Source organism: Metabacillus sp. 113a (assembly GCF_050107635.1).
Lineage (GTDB): Bacteria > Bacillota > Bacilli > Bacillales > Bacillaceae > Metabacillus_B.
Genome location: NZ_JBNILJ010000023.1, coordinates 18,010 through 31,111, shown reverse-complemented (window position 1 = coordinate 31,111; position 13,102 = coordinate 18,010). Strand labels below are relative to the sequence as shown.

Here is a 13,102-nt window from a genome sequence, read left to right as displayed (position 1 = left end):
GGCGCTTCTTAAGGAAGTTCTGTTAAAACCGCGGCATCCTGCCGCAACACAGAACTGACCCGCCTCCCGCGGGCCTGAGAAAGCGAAGCGGCCGAGGGGCTAGCGCCCGGAGCTGGATCCAGAGCGCCAGCCCGGTACCTGAACGAAAATGTGGGTTGAGTCGGAGGGCGCTTGCTTAGCCCCGACAGACGGTGGAGCTTTCGACCGAGAGGCGCTTCTTAAGGAAGTTCTGTTAAAACCGCGGCATCCTGCCGCAACACAGAACTGACCCGCCTCCCGCGGGCCTGAGAAAGCGAAGCGGCCGAGGGGCTAGCGCCCGGAGCTGGATCCAGAGCGCAAGCCCGGTACCTGAACGAAAATGTGGGTTGAGTCGGAGGGCGCTTGTTCAGCCCCGACAGACGGTGGAGCTTTCGACCGAGAGGCGCTTCTTAAGGAAGTTCTGTTAAAACCGCGGCATCCTGCCGCAACACAGAACTGACCCGCCTCCTGCGGGCCTGAGAAAGCGAAGCGGCCGAGGGGCTAGCGCCCGGAGCTGGATCCAGAGCGCCAGCCCGGTACCTGAACGGAAATGTGGTTTGAGTCAATGGGCACCAGTTTGCGGAGGTAAGAGAGGGCCGCTTTTCAGCTTCAAAGGTCTGATGAATTTTTCTTCCGATACGTCAAAAGGCAGCCTGCTTCGGGCTGCCTTTTTAAAGTACATATAATAAGATCGAAACCTAGTGCTCCATCTGGCGTGCAAGAAAGCCGGCTGCCGTTTCTACCGCTTTTTTCTCCACTTCTCCAAGGGTTCCCTCTTTTGAAAAGATGACGACTGCGCCAATCGGATCTCCATTGGCAATGATCGGGCCGATTGTATAGGCTTTGACTTCTTCTTTTACACCTTCAAGCAGCTGGATTTCTCCTGCTTCGGTCTTTAGTACGGAGCTTCTTTCTTCCATTGCTTTTTCAATGTCTTCGCTGATGTTGCGGTTAAGGTATTCTTTCTTAGAGCCGCCTGATACGGCAATAAATGCGTCTCTGTCACATATAAGTACCGGGTTGCCCATGCTGTCGTATAATGCATCTGCATATTCTCTTGCAAAATCCCCAAGCTCGCTGATTGGAGAGTATTTCTTTAGAATGACTTCCCCATCGCGGTCTACAAAGATCTCCAGCGGATCTCCTTCACGGATACGAAGCGTTCTCCGGATTTCTTTTGGAATGACGACACGACCTAAATCATCAATTCGACGAACTATGCCAGTTGCTTTCATCTATTGCTGCCTCACTTTCATCTGGTGAATTGATACTGGGTGAGTGCTATGCATTTTGCAGCACCCACCCTTTGTTGAGGTTAGTATCCTTCACAATAAAGGGAATATACACACAATAAATGAAAATAAAAGCAAAAGATCAGCTGGCGGAAATTTCCTCTTTTTTCACGTTCTGCAGGCCTTTCAGCAATCCGAGCAGGATCGTTAGCCGCTCATCTGCTATAAGCCCCTTAGTCTGGATGGAGATTTTGAGTTTGTTCGCATCCATTCCGAGCCCTACTTTTCTTCCGTATTTGCTGCTTAGCTCGAACAGCTTTTGCCCGTCCGCAAGCTTGCTCGCTGCTTCACTGATAGACATGTGAATGACATCTTTCGCTTCCTTGATCGTTTCCACCTGTTCGCGTACAGCATACAGCTTCGCTTCCGCCACTTTAAAGAGGTAGCCGACCTCTGAAGGATAGGTTCCAAAACGGTCTGTCATCTCCTCCTTCAGTTCAGTAAGGTCCTCAAGGGAAGCAATGCCTCTGAATCGTTTATACATATCGATCTTCTGTTTACCGTCTGCAATGTATGCTTCCGGAATGTAAGCATCCAGGTCAAGGTCGATTTCCGTTTCAAATGCTTTTTCCTTCGGTGCATCGCCTTTGCGTTCTTCAATGGCTTCTTTCAGCATCTGGGAATAGAGGTCAAACCCAACTGAGTCTATAAATCCATGCTGCTGGGCGCCAAGAAGGTTTCCCGCTCCCCTGATGGACAAATCCCTCATCGCAATTTTGAACCCGGATCCGAGCTCTGTGAATTCTTTGATGGCCTGCAGTCTTTTTTCTGCAACTTCTGTCAGCACTTTATCCTTGCGGTATGTAAAATACGCATAGGCAACCCGGTTTGAACGGCCGACACGCCCCCTGAGCTGATAAAGCTGGGATAATCCCATTTTGTCCGCATCATAGACGATCAGTGTATTGACGTTTGGAATGTCAACTCCGGTCTCAATAATGGTTGTACTGACTAAAACATCGGACTGGCCTTCAAGGAAGTTGAGCATGACGGATTCAAGCTCGTTTTCCGTCATCTGTCCGTGGGCATACGAGACCCTTGCATCCGGAACCAGCATAGAGATTTCATCTGCTTTCCGGCTGATGTCTTCGACGCGGTTGTAGAGAACGTAGACCTGTCCTCCCCTTGAAAGCTCACGTTCAATCGCTTCTCTGACCAGTCCCCCGTTGTTTTCCACTACATAAGTCTGCACAGGATAACGGTTTTCCGGTGGGGTTTCAATAACAGAAAGGTCCCTTACGCCGAGCATTGACATATGAAGCGTTCTCGGGATTGGGGTGGCTGTCAAAGTCAGCACATCCACATTTGCCTTCATTTGTTTAATTTTTTCCTTATGGGTTACTCCGAAGCGCTGCTCCTCATCAATGATCAGCAGGCCGAGATTTTTATATTTTACATCCTTGGAAAGGAGACGGTGGGTGCCGATCACAAGATCAACTGTTCCATTCTCCAGCCCCTTTGTTGTTTCATTCATTTCCTTGCGTGTCCGGAACCGGCTGAGAAGGCCGACCGTCATTGGATAGTCCTGGAACCGCTCACGCACTGTTTCATAATGCTGCTGTGCCAGAATGGTCGTCGGAACAAGGAGGGCAACCTGTCTCCCGTCTGCAATGGCTTTGAAGGCTGCCCGGATGGCAACTTCTGTTTTTCCATAGCCCACATCTCCGCACAGCAGGCGGTCCATCGGCCTTTCCCGTTCCATATCCAGCTTGATTTCATGAATGGAGCGGATTTGGTCTTCTGTCTCCTGATAAGGGAAAGCGGCTTCGAAGTCGCGCTGCATCTCCCCGTCCGGAGAGAAGGCATAGCCGACGCTTGCTTCCCTTTCGGCGTACAGCTTAATAAGGTCATCTGCAATATCCTGAACGGACGATTCTACCTTTTTCTTCACCCGCCGCCAATCGTTGCCGCCAAGTTTATAGATCTTCGGTTCTTTTCCTTCAGACCCTACATATTTCTGGACCTGATCAATTTGCTCAACCGGTACGTAAAGTTTATCTGTCCCCTGATAGTGGATATTCAGATAATCCTTATGATTTCCATTGATTTCAAGCGTTTCAATTCCCAGGTATTTACCGATTCCATGGTTAATGTGCACCACGTAATCGCCTGCCTGGAGCTCGGAATAGCTTTTAATCCGTTCTGCATTGGATAGCTTTTGGCGTCTCGGCTGCTTTTTCACACGTTTTTTAAAAAGCTCTTCCTCTGTAATTACGGCCACTTTCTGAAGCGGCAATTCAAAGCCTGTCTGAAGATCTCCCTCCAGAATATAAGCTTTACCGGGCTTTAATGGATCTCCGTCTTTTATAATGGAGGCCTCCATATCATAATCCTTCAGAACTTGTTCAAGCTTCGTGACCCGCTCCGCATTTGCCCCGAGAAATACCGTAATAAACTTTCCTTTGTTCCAGCGGTCCAGTTCACCTTTCAGTACGTTCATCTGACCATGGAAGTTCTGCATCTGCTTGCATGAAACGTTCAGGATGTTCTGAGGGCTTGTATGCGGTACATGCCGCAGGAAAAGGGATAGGTAGACTACGGGGTTGGATGGCTTGACTAACGGCTGTTCATGCGAAATAACCGCCTCATGAACGATCTTTCCGTTTTCAAGCATGCTTGTTATCCAATCACCTTCTTCATTGTCCAGCTGCTCCATCATCTCATGGATCCGGCTGATTTCATCCATAACAATCGTGGATGTTCCTTCAAAATAGTCTAGCAAACTAGCAGGCTTTTCGTAAAAGAAGGAAAGATATTTATGCATCTCTTCTGAAACCTGCCCATCCTTGAGCATCTCCAGTTCATATCGGGTGTTTTGCAGCAGCAGTTCCTTCTGCTGATCACTCTTAAGCTTTTTCAAGGACTTTGAGAGGGCTTCTTCCAGCTTCTGCCCGCAGCGCTCCAAATGCTCCCTCTGAAGGAGGATTTCCTTTGCAGGCCCAAGGCTCACCTGATCCATTTTATGAAGAGAGCGCTGATCCGCAAGATCAAAGGACCGGATCGAGTCCACTTCGATATCAAATAGTTCAATTCTTACAGGGTTTTCTTCAGTAAGAGGATAAATATCAATAATCCCACCTCTTACACTGAATTCTCCCGGTGCCGAAACCATGTTTGCGCGTTCATATCCAATTTGCCCAAGCCATCTGTACAAAGCATCCGTGTCCAGCTCTTCACCTGCTGAAATAATCTTCTGGCTTGATTTCCACAAATCCTTTGGGGGCAAAAGCCTTCTCAGTGCCGCAGCCGGGGCTACGATAATGCCTTTATTGCCGGACACGAGGTGGTTCAGCACCTCCATCCGCTGAGACATCAGCTCCGGGCTCGCTACAGCCATATCAGAGGCAATCAGTTCATTCACCGGATAAAGAAATACATCCTTCCCCGCTAAATTTGCCAAATCCTCGAAAACCTTCTGCGCCTGATAAAGATTGTGCGTTACGACAAGTACAGATTCTCCTGTTTTCATATATAAAGAGGAGGTGAATAGAGACCTGGCTGAACCTGAAAGCCCAGCCAGCAGCTGTTCCCTAAGCCCTTCCTTCAAGCCGGCAGCAACCGTATTAAAATCTTCATTTTCATAAAAAAATGAGTGCAGACTTTTCATGCCTTTCCCTCCTTCCGCAAAATTTGTCTTTTTCCTGCTCAGCAGACAAATAGAAAAACGCTTTGGGTCTAAAAGCCAAAGCTTTTTATTGTATGAACTTTTCCACTTGATGAAAGGCAGGATTGCGGTCAAGCGCTTCCTGGCAATCCTCGCAAATGGTTTTAACCTCTATATCTCCATTCGACGCGTAGCGGATCATCTCCTGTCTCTCCTCACTGGATAGATGGTGAAATCCCAATTCTCCGCTATGGGCTGCCTCTTTTTCGAGACTGCCTACTTTAACTCCGCAATGCCTGCAATAATAATGGTATGCCATATTTCCTCCATACGCTTTTTACAGTTAGTATAAACGCTTGAGGAATCCATTATACTTCCTTAACCTGATTATAATCGTTCATCACCTGCAAAAACGGTTTGCCAAGCCATTCTTCACATGCTTCTGCAGAGCGGATGACTGCGCCTTTAATGAGAGGCTGTTCTTCCTTGGAAAAGGTTCCAAGGACATAATCCGGCACCTTCATTCCGCTCGGCGGACGGTCAATTCCAATCCGCACCCGGTTAAATTCCTGGGTTCCGAAATGCTGGATCATGGACTTGATTCCGTTATGCCCGCCTGCGCTTCCCTTAGTGCGCAGCCTGATTTTCCCCGCAGGCAAATCAAGGTCATCATAAATGACGGCCATATCCTCATCCGGAACTTCATAGAAATCCATTAATGGACGCACGCACTCTCCGGACAAGTTCATATATGTAAGCGGCTTAACGAGCAATACCTTCGTACCGCCTGCCATACCCATCCCGTATATTCCGTTAAATTTGGAACGGTCAAGCGGAATAGACAAACGGCGTGACAGTTCATCTATAACCATAAAACCAGCGTTGTGACGTGTTTCTGCATACTGCTTACCCGGGTTCCCGAGTCCAATAAAAACTTTCAAGCCATTCCCACCTTTATCGCTGCATTGGCCGTTCAGCCATATAAATTGCGTTCTAGCCCTTATTATATTATAGAAAAGTTTTTGAACATAGAAAAGAGGCTGGCCCAAAACAGTCTGCTTGGCCAGCCATCCATAAAGTTTCCTTCTTATTCGCTTTGCTCTTCCCCTTCACGCCCTTCAGCGTTTTCAGGTTCACCAGGCTCCTGCTCTTCGCCGGAATCAATTTCTTCTTCAGCTTGAGGAGGAAGAATAGAAGCAATCACTTCATCGTCTTCATTGTTGATGGTATATTTTTTCTCATCCTTCAAATCAGATACAGTAATGGTATCGTTGACAGCCAGGTTTGAGATATCCACCTCTATACTTTGAGGAATATCGCTCGGTTTAGCTGTGACAGATACTTGGTAAAGCGGCTGCTGAAGCACTCCGCCATCTTTTACTCCCTGGGCGTCACCGGTTAAGTGAAGCGGCACTTCCACATCCACTTCAGAATCCAGATTAACTGCAAGGAAATCCGCATGAAGGATCTCATTTTTCATAGTATCCATCTGCATATCATTCACCATGACAGAATGCGTTTTACCGTCCACATCAAGCTTAATGATGGCATTGCGGCCTTCATCACGCAATGTTTTCAGCAGGTCAATGCTGTCAAGGGATACCGCTTTGTTTTCTGTTTTATATCCGTATATGATGCCAGGCACATGGCCTTGCAAACGAATAGCTCTTGTAGCAGAGTTTTTTAAATTTTTTCTTTCCTGTGCTTTAATGGTTGTGCTCATGTCCTACACCTTCCTAACATCGTGATAAATTGCTTATTATAGTCAATTCCCACAATTAAGCCGGTCTAAACATAAGATCTTAAAGCCGATACTGAAAAAATCCGCCCGCTGTCTTAATCAAAAAGCGTGCTTACTGACTGCTCTTCATGGACGCGAATGATGGCTTCTCCAATTAAAGGCGCAACGGAAAGCTCGATTACCTTGCTGATTTTCTTTTCTTCAGGCAGGCTGATTGAGTTGGTTACGACAAGCTCTTTAATTTTGGAATTTTCGATTCTTTCAATCGCAGGACCGGAAAGAACAGGATGCGTACAGCATGCATATACTTCCGATGCTCCATTTTCAACAAGTGCATTGGCAGCAAGAGTGATGGTACCGGCTGTATCGATAATATCATCAATCAGGATAGCCGTCTTTCCTTCGACATTACCGACAATGTTCATTACTTCTGAGACATTCGGGCGAGGCCGGCGTTTATCAATAATCGCAATCGGCGCTTTCAGGCGGTCAGCGAGTTTGCGGGCTCTTGTAACCCCTCCGTGATCAGGTGAAACGATGACGATGTCTTTAAGGTCCTTTTTGCTGAAATAGTCTCCAAGAATTGGCACACCCATTAAATGGTCAATCAGAATATCAAAGAAACCTTGGATCTGAGGCGCATGCAAATCAAGGGTAATCACACGGTTCGCACCGGCTGTTTCCAGAAGATTTGCTACAAGCTTCGCTGTAATCGGCTCGCGTGCACGGGCTTTACGGTCCTGTCGTGCATAACCGTAGTAAGGCATCACAATATTGATCGTTTTAGCCGAAGCACGCTTTAGCGCATCAATCATAATTAAAAGCTCCATCAAGTGTTCATTTACCGGTCCACTTGTAGACTGAATGATGTACACATCACAGCCGCGGATACTTTCTTCAATGTTGATTTGGATCTCCCCGTCACTGAAACGGGTTACTGAGCATTTTCCAAGCTGAACGCCAACTACGCTTGCGATATCCTCTGCAAGGGCAGGATTGGAATTCAATGAGAAAATCTTTAAATTTGCATCGCCGTACTGATTTGACATAATGTGGTGAACCTCCAATTAGGATATAGAATTTTGATTCATACTCAGCCGGCCGACATAGTCCTCTTTATTGACTTGTCGGGCGCGTGCAACCGATAGCGCTTGTCCCGGCACATCTTCAGTAATCGTCGAGCCTGCTGCGACATAGGCTCCCTGACCAATGGTTACCGGTGCAATCAAGTTGGAATTGCATCCGATAAACGCCCCATCTTCCACCTTTGTCAGTGCTTTATTTTTCCCATCATAATTAACCGTGATCGAACCGCATCCGAGATTCACATCTGCTCCGATTTCCGCATCCCCGATGTAGCTCAAGTGGGAGGCTTTGCTTCCTTTGCCCATCGCTGATTTCTTTACTTCCACAAAGTTGCCGATCTTCACTTCATCAGCAATGGAAGATTGCGGGCGAATATGAGCAAACGGCCCTACGGCTGCTTCATTACCGATTTCACTGTCATGGACTACAGATTGGCGGATGACAGTCCGGTCCCCGATCACACTGTCTTTAATTTCAGAGTTTGGACCGATCTCACAGTCCTCTCCGATTTTCACATCCCCTTTAATGATTGTTCCTGGGTAAATAACTGTATCTCTGCCGATCACAGCATCCGCTGAAATGTAGGTCTGTTCAGGGTCAATCAGGGTAACTCCGCTGCGCATGTGGGAGATGTTGATGCGTTTTTTCATATATTTTTCCGCTTGAGAGAGCGCTGCCCGGTCATTAACACCCAGAGATTCCTCGAAAGAATCCGTCTGGTAGGCTGAAACGATTTCACCTTCGTTTTTGAGGATTTCAATTACATCAGGCAGATAGTATTCTCCCTGCACGTTATCATTTGAAACCTTGCTCAATGTTTCAAAAAGCAGTTTGTTATCAAAGCAGTATGTACCTGTGTTAATTTCATCAATCCTGCGTTCTTCTGCTGTAGCATCCTTGTGCTCGACAATCTTCTCAACAAGCCCGGCATCATTGCGGACAATCCGTCCGTATCCTGCTGGATCCTCTGCCTTTACTGTCAAAATTGTAGCTTTGGAGTTTGTCTCGCTGTGATGGGAAAGCAGATTCTCCATCGTCTCAGATGTAATCAGCGGAGTGTCGCCGCATACAACGATCGTTGTGCCTTCAAGATCATTCAGCTGGCTTGAAGCCTGCATGACCGCATGAGCGGTTCCAAGCTGCTCGCTTTGCAAAGCATATTCACTTTTTTCTCCAAGCTGAGCCTTTACCATGTCTGCCCCGTGTCCAATAATGGTTACCATTTTGCTGAGATTCAATTTGGACATTTCATCTGCTACATGCTGAACCATTGGTTTGCCGCATACAGGGTGTAAAACTTTATAAAGCTTGGACTTCATACGTGTACCTTGACCAGCTGCCAGAACGACTGCATAACGATTTTCCATGTGTAAGCCTCCCAAGTATCCCTATTTATCCATTAAAAAATATATCTTAAATAAGTCTTCTTTTCAAGGCAGGAACAAAAAGTACCAATATATTTCACATTCTCAAAACAGCGGATGGGACTATCATAGCGGGAGTTTAGAAAGGATAAACTGGAGGATTTCTGGAAGCGGAGAAGACAGCAGCGCATAAGTAAACCCCTGTTACACTGTAACAAGGGCATCATATTTTAGGAAGCACCTGCTTCTTCAAATTCAACTTCTTCCATTTCTCCAAGCCTGTGGTACTCATTCAATACAGCTTCCTGAATTTTGCCGCGCGTCCCGGAATTTATAGGATGGGCAATATCGCGGAATTCTCCATCAGGAGTTCTTTTGCTTGGCATTGCAACAAATAAGCCATTATTCCCATCGATTACACGAATGTCATGTACAACAAATTCGTGATCAAGAGTAATGGATGCAATGGCTCTCATGCGGCCTTCTGTGTTTACGCGGCGTAATCTTACGTCAGTCACTTCCATTATGTTCACCACCTTTTCCCTGGATGAAAAACTTTACAGTATGAATTCCACGGAAATTTCTGAAATCCTGCAAGATGTGGAATTTTTTTTGAAAAATCAGGGAAAGGTAGGAAGGTTTTCTTATTGACTTGGGTATATTACTTAGTTAGAGCAATGCATTCAATCTCAATTAGTGCGTCTTTTGGCAGTCTGGCCACTTCCACACAGGATCGTGCAGGCTTGTGTGTATGAAAATATTCCCCATACACTTCATTGATCTCACCAAAATCATTCATATCTTTAATAAAAACAGTCGCTTTTACAACCTGCTCAAGCGAGCTCCCGGCTTGTTCGAGTACCGCTTTAAGATTAGCAAAAACCTGGCGGGTCTGGATTTTCACATCTCCAGAGACCATTTCCCCATCTGCTTTCAGAGGGATCTGACCGGAAGTAAAGACCAGGTTGTTCACAATCATCCCCTGGGAATAAGGGCCGATCGCTGCAGGCGCTTTAGCTGTTTGAATGATTTCCATTTTTCATCCGCTCCTTTATTTGGCAGGCTGTTAATGAGTTAACTATTTAGTGGAAATCCGGCCGGTTGCCGCGAACCATGTATGCGCTGACAAGACAGGTTTATTTTTTTGCAAAATCAAAAAAATTGCCTTCCTGCAGTTCAATCTGTTTGCCCTTCACATCGACACCGGTTAATTTGACAAGCGAAATGTATTCATCCACGAGCCTTTCTTCCGCGCCTTCCGTTTCTACCAATACGCCAATGCCCGCAACCTTAGCCTGAAACTCGTCCAGAAGGCTGACCATTCCATTAATGGTCCCGCCGGCTTTCATAAAGTCATCAATGATCAGCACGTTGGAGCCTTCCTTGAGACTTCTTTTTGCCAGAACCATTGTCTGAATCCTTTTGGATGAACCGGACACATAATTAATGCTGACCGTAGAACCCTCTGTGACCTTACTGTCCCTTCTCACAATAATAACGGGGACATTTAAGTCGTTTGCAGCAGCATAAGCGAGAGGAATGCCTTTCGTTGCTACAGTCATGACAACATCGATTTCCCGGTCGGCAAAAACGGATGCGAACATTCTGCCGACTTTGTTGACCAAAGCCGGATCTCCGAGAATATCGGTCAGATACAGATATCCCCCCGGAAGAAGCCGATCCGGCGCCGCCATCCGGCCTTTAAGAGAATCAATAATGGCACGGGCTTCTTCGTGATGCATGCCGGGCACAAATTTCACTCCCCCGGCTGCTCCCGGGACGGTTTGCAGGGACCCGACTCCCTGCTGTTCAAACGTCTGCTTAATAATGGTTAAATCTTCACTGATCGATGATTTTGCAGACTGGTATCTTTCTGAAAAATACGTAAGAGGGACAAGCGAATGCGGATGATTAAGCATATAATTCGTCATGTCCACGAGTCTGCCGCTTCGACGAAGCTTCATGGAATAACCCCCAAAATCCGAATATTGTTAAAGATAATATATCTTAATATACGGATTTAATCAAGTTCACATCGCTCACCCAGCATTCTTACAGCAAATACCTGATCGCAAAATCCCCTGAGACCATTGTAGATGCGGTGAACCTTTGATTCATACTGGACGAGTCCAAAGACGGTCGGTCCGCTTCCGCTCATTAAAACGGCGTCTGCTCCGAACCGTTTCATCTGGTCCTTGATCATTGCAACTTCAGGCTGCATGTTTAGAGTAACGGTCTCTAAAACGTTCCCCATGTTTCTGCAGATTCCTTCGTAGTCCTTTTCCTGGATTGCTTCAACCATTCTGCCTGTATGAGGATGGACAACTCGGTCAAGCCTAAGCCCGCGGTAGACATCTGCTGTCGATACCCCCGCTGCTGGCTTGGCCAATATAACCCAGCAGTGCGGCGGAGCTTCAATATGACGGATTTTTTCGCCTCTGCCGGTAGCCAGTGCGGTGCCCCCGTACACACAGAAAGAAACATCAGAACCAATCTCGGCTCCGATTACCGCCAGTTCATCAAGAGATAAACCGAGGTTCCATAACCGATTCAGCCCTCTCAGAGCAGCTGCGGCATCACTGCTGCCGCCTGCAAGTCCTGCTGCAACCGGAATAACCTTTGTAATGCCGATGGATACTCCGCGCTTAATGCCATAGCGCTCCTTCAGGATACTCGCCGCCTGGTACGCCAGATTCCGGTGATCATCCGGAACAAACCGGTTATGCGAAGTAATCGTAATTCCCCCGGAAGGACCCAGGTCAATCAATTCAATCCTGTCAGCCAGATCGATTGTCGTCATTACCATTTCCACTTCATGAAATCCATCTTTTCTTTTATGTAAAACATCCAGTGATAAATTAATTTTCGCTGGCGCTTTTTCGAGAATACGCATTCTTTCACCTGCTTCTAAAACGAACTAAAATTGTATCCACATTGTACCACAAAAAGAAGAGAAATATTGCTGTTTTTCGACAGGATCAGCAGGTCCTGCAAGCATTGGGAAAGATTCCATGCCTTAAAGAGAGTTCCTCTGCGTCTTTTTTTCTCTTGCGGATTGTCCGCATCTGCCCGGGCTTAAAGCAGATGTTTCAGCCCGGGCAGGCGCAGCAGTCAGATGGATGTTCTTAAAATCACTTTTTCCTTTAGAGAAAATCTTAAACATGTACCGGTGTTTTTTATGGATAGGCACCGCTGGCAGAGGGGCTGAAACAAAAACGAGCAGCCCCTAAAAGAGGCTGCTCGCATCATCAGCGTGAATTCATCTGGGAGGCCATATGCTCTTTTGCAAGCTCTACGGCTCTTTTCGTCATGTTGCCGGCATCTCTGGAACGGATTCCGCCCCAGCCTTCGCTCATTACGGTTTCGTAAAAGCCTAAATCCTTCGCAAGCTCATACTTAAAACTTTCCGTCATGACTCCTTTTCTTCTGCCCATGAATCGAACCCCCTCATGAATGCTGGATCATGCCCGGCATAGCCAGGACACGCTTAGTATGCTCCACAGGGGGGATTGTACTGCCTTGAATATATGTAAAGAAAGGCGAAATCAGGGAGCACATAAAGAATGGTGCTGAAATCCGGCAGACGAAAGGGCTCCTTTTTTCCAATAAAAAAAGCAGCAAACAAATTGTCTACTGCCCGCTTAAAGCCAATGCTCCTGATGCATCTTCAAAAAAAGTTAATTGAACAGTTTCGGTGAGAACATCTGCATAGCTGTATGATACTCTTTCAAAAGCATTTTCATCCTGATCCAATTCTACGATAAAGACGGATGGATAGGTCTCAGCAAGCACCCCGGATCTCTCCACGGTCTTTCTGCGTCCTCCATTTGCCTTCAATGTCAATCTTTTGCCCAGATTCAAATCCAATGTGTTTTTGATATCGGTTAAAGTCTTCGCCATTGCATCCACCTCACTGTTAACCATTATACCTCTTTAGCGCTCTAAAGTCAAATAAAATTTAAATTATACAGTCGCTAAACAGCATTGTCAACAAAAT

General features: G+C 46.6%; 13 protein-coding genes. All 13 read right to left on the bottom strand.

The features are described from left to right. Positions 1–716: 716 nt before the first annotated feature. The gene (gene spoVT / locus ACQCVE_RS18735; RefSeq protein ID WP_426847137.1) at positions 717–1,253 is read right to left on the bottom strand and encodes a stage V sporulation protein T; all 537 of its coding nucleotides are present in this window, start codon (positions 1,251–1,253) and stop codon (positions 717–719) included. A gap of 139 nt (positions 1,254–1,392) precedes the next feature. Next, entirely contained in the window at positions 1,393–4,917 is a 3,525-nt protein-coding gene (gene mfd / locus ACQCVE_RS18730; RefSeq protein WP_426863622.1) for a transcription-repair coupling factor, read from the bottom strand. Between the two features lie 85 nt (positions 4,918–5,002). Further along, complete coding sequence (locus ACQCVE_RS18725) at positions 5,003–5,233, bottom strand: anti-sigma-F factor Fin family protein (RefSeq protein WP_426847135.1); 231 nt, start codon at positions 5,231–5,233, stop codon at positions 5,003–5,005. Positions 5,234–5,282: 49 nt separating this feature from the next. Beyond that, on the bottom strand, positions 5,283–5,855 hold the full coding sequence (gene pth, locus ACQCVE_RS18720) for an aminoacyl-tRNA hydrolase (RefSeq protein ID WP_426863621.1): 573 nt from the start codon (positions 5,853–5,855) through the stop codon (positions 5,283–5,285). Positions 5,856–6,001: 146 nt separating this feature from the next. Continuing rightward, positions 6,002–6,637 (bottom strand): 50S ribosomal protein L25/general stress protein Ctc, encoded by a 636-nt coding sequence (locus tag ACQCVE_RS18715; RefSeq protein ID WP_426847133.1) that lies wholly within the window; start codon positions 6,635–6,637, stop codon positions 6,002–6,004. A gap of 113 nt (positions 6,638–6,750) precedes the next feature. Then, positions 6,751–7,704 (bottom strand): ribose-phosphate diphosphokinase, encoded by a 954-nt coding sequence (locus ACQCVE_RS18710; protein ID WP_426847132.1) that lies wholly within the window; start codon positions 7,702–7,704, stop codon positions 6,751–6,753. A gap of 18 nt (positions 7,705–7,722) precedes the next feature. Continuing rightward, positions 7,723–9,108 (bottom strand): bifunctional UDP-N-acetylglucosamine diphosphorylase/glucosamine-1-phosphate N-acetyltransferase GlmU, encoded by a 1,386-nt coding sequence (gene glmU / locus ACQCVE_RS18705; RefSeq protein ID WP_426847131.1) that lies wholly within the window; start codon positions 9,106–9,108, stop codon positions 7,723–7,725. 227 nt (positions 9,109–9,335) lie between these two features. Further along, complete coding sequence (gene spoVG / locus ACQCVE_RS18700) at positions 9,336–9,629, bottom strand: septation regulator SpoVG (protein WP_426847130.1); 294 nt, start codon at positions 9,627–9,629, stop codon at positions 9,336–9,338. A gap of 137 nt (positions 9,630–9,766) precedes the next feature. Continuing rightward, entirely contained in the window at positions 9,767–10,141 is a 375-nt protein-coding gene (locus ACQCVE_RS18695) for a RidA family protein (protein WP_426847129.1), read from the bottom strand. A 100-nt stretch (positions 10,142–10,241) separates the two neighbouring features. Next, positions 10,242–11,069 carry a pur operon repressor gene (gene purR, locus ACQCVE_RS18690; RefSeq protein WP_426847128.1) on the bottom strand — a complete coding sequence of 276 codons (828 nt, stop codon included), beginning with the start codon at positions 11,067–11,069 and terminating at the stop codon, positions 10,242–10,244. A gap of 56 nt (positions 11,070–11,125) precedes the next feature. Next, on the bottom strand, positions 11,126–11,998 hold the full coding sequence (gene ispE / locus ACQCVE_RS18685) for a 4-(cytidine 5'-diphospho)-2-C-methyl-D-erythritol kinase (protein ID WP_426847127.1): 873 nt from the start codon (positions 11,996–11,998) through the stop codon (positions 11,126–11,128). Between the two features lie 355 nt (positions 11,999–12,353). After that, positions 12,354–12,539: a small, acid-soluble spore protein, alpha/beta type gene (locus tag ACQCVE_RS18680; RefSeq protein WP_426847126.1), complete on the bottom strand. Its 186-nt coding sequence runs from the start codon at positions 12,537–12,539 to the stop codon at positions 12,354–12,356. A 196-nt stretch (positions 12,540–12,735) separates the two neighbouring features. Further along, entirely contained in the window at positions 12,736–13,005 is a 270-nt protein-coding gene (gene veg / locus ACQCVE_RS18675) for a biofilm formation stimulator Veg (protein WP_426847142.1), read from the bottom strand. Positions 13,006–13,102: the final 97 nt, after the last annotated feature.

Bases quoted from the DNA above. Each gene is read 5' to 3' on its own strand.
- spoVT (WP_426847137.1), bottom strand. From the start codon at position 1,253: ATGAAAGCAACTGGCATAGTTCGTCGAATTGATGATTTAGGTCGTGTC.
- mfd (WP_426863622.1), bottom strand. From the start codon at position 4,917: ATGAAAAGTCTGCACTCATTTTTTTATGAAAATGAAGATTTTAATACG.
- ACQCVE_RS18725 (WP_426847135.1), bottom strand. From the start codon at position 5,233: ATGGCATACCATTATTATTGCAGGCATTGCGGAGTTAAAGTAGGCAGT.
- ACQCVE_RS18715 (WP_426847133.1), bottom strand. From the start codon at position 6,637: ATGAGCACAACCATTAAAGCACAGGAAAGAAAAAATTTAAAAAACTCT.
- ACQCVE_RS18710 (WP_426847132.1), bottom strand. From the start codon at position 7,704: ATGTCAAATCAGTACGGCGATGCAAATTTAAAGATTTTCTCATTGAAT.
- glmU (WP_426847131.1), bottom strand. From the start codon at position 9,108: ATGGAAAATCGTTATGCAGTCGTTCTGGCAGCTGGTCAAGGTACACGT.
- spoVG (WP_426847130.1), bottom strand. From the start codon at position 9,629: ATGGAAGTGACTGACGTAAGATTACGCCGCGTAAACACAGAAGGCCGC.
- ACQCVE_RS18695 (WP_426847129.1), bottom strand. From the start codon at position 10,141: ATGGAAATCATTCAAACAGCTAAAGCGCCTGCAGCGATCGGCCCTTAT.
- purR (WP_426847128.1), bottom strand. From the start codon at position 11,069: ATGAAGCTTCGTCGAAGCGGCAGACTCGTGGACATGACGAATTATATG.
- ispE (WP_426847127.1), bottom strand. From the start codon at position 11,998: ATGCGTATTCTCGAAAAAGCGCCAGCGAAAATTAATTTATCACTGGAT.
- ACQCVE_RS18680 (WP_426847126.1), bottom strand. From the start codon at position 12,539: ATGGGCAGAAGAAAAGGAGTCATGACGGAAAGTTTTAAGTATGAGCTT.
- veg (WP_426847142.1), bottom strand. From the start codon at position 13,005: ATGGCGAAGACTTTAACCGATATCAAAAACACATTGGATTTGAATCTG.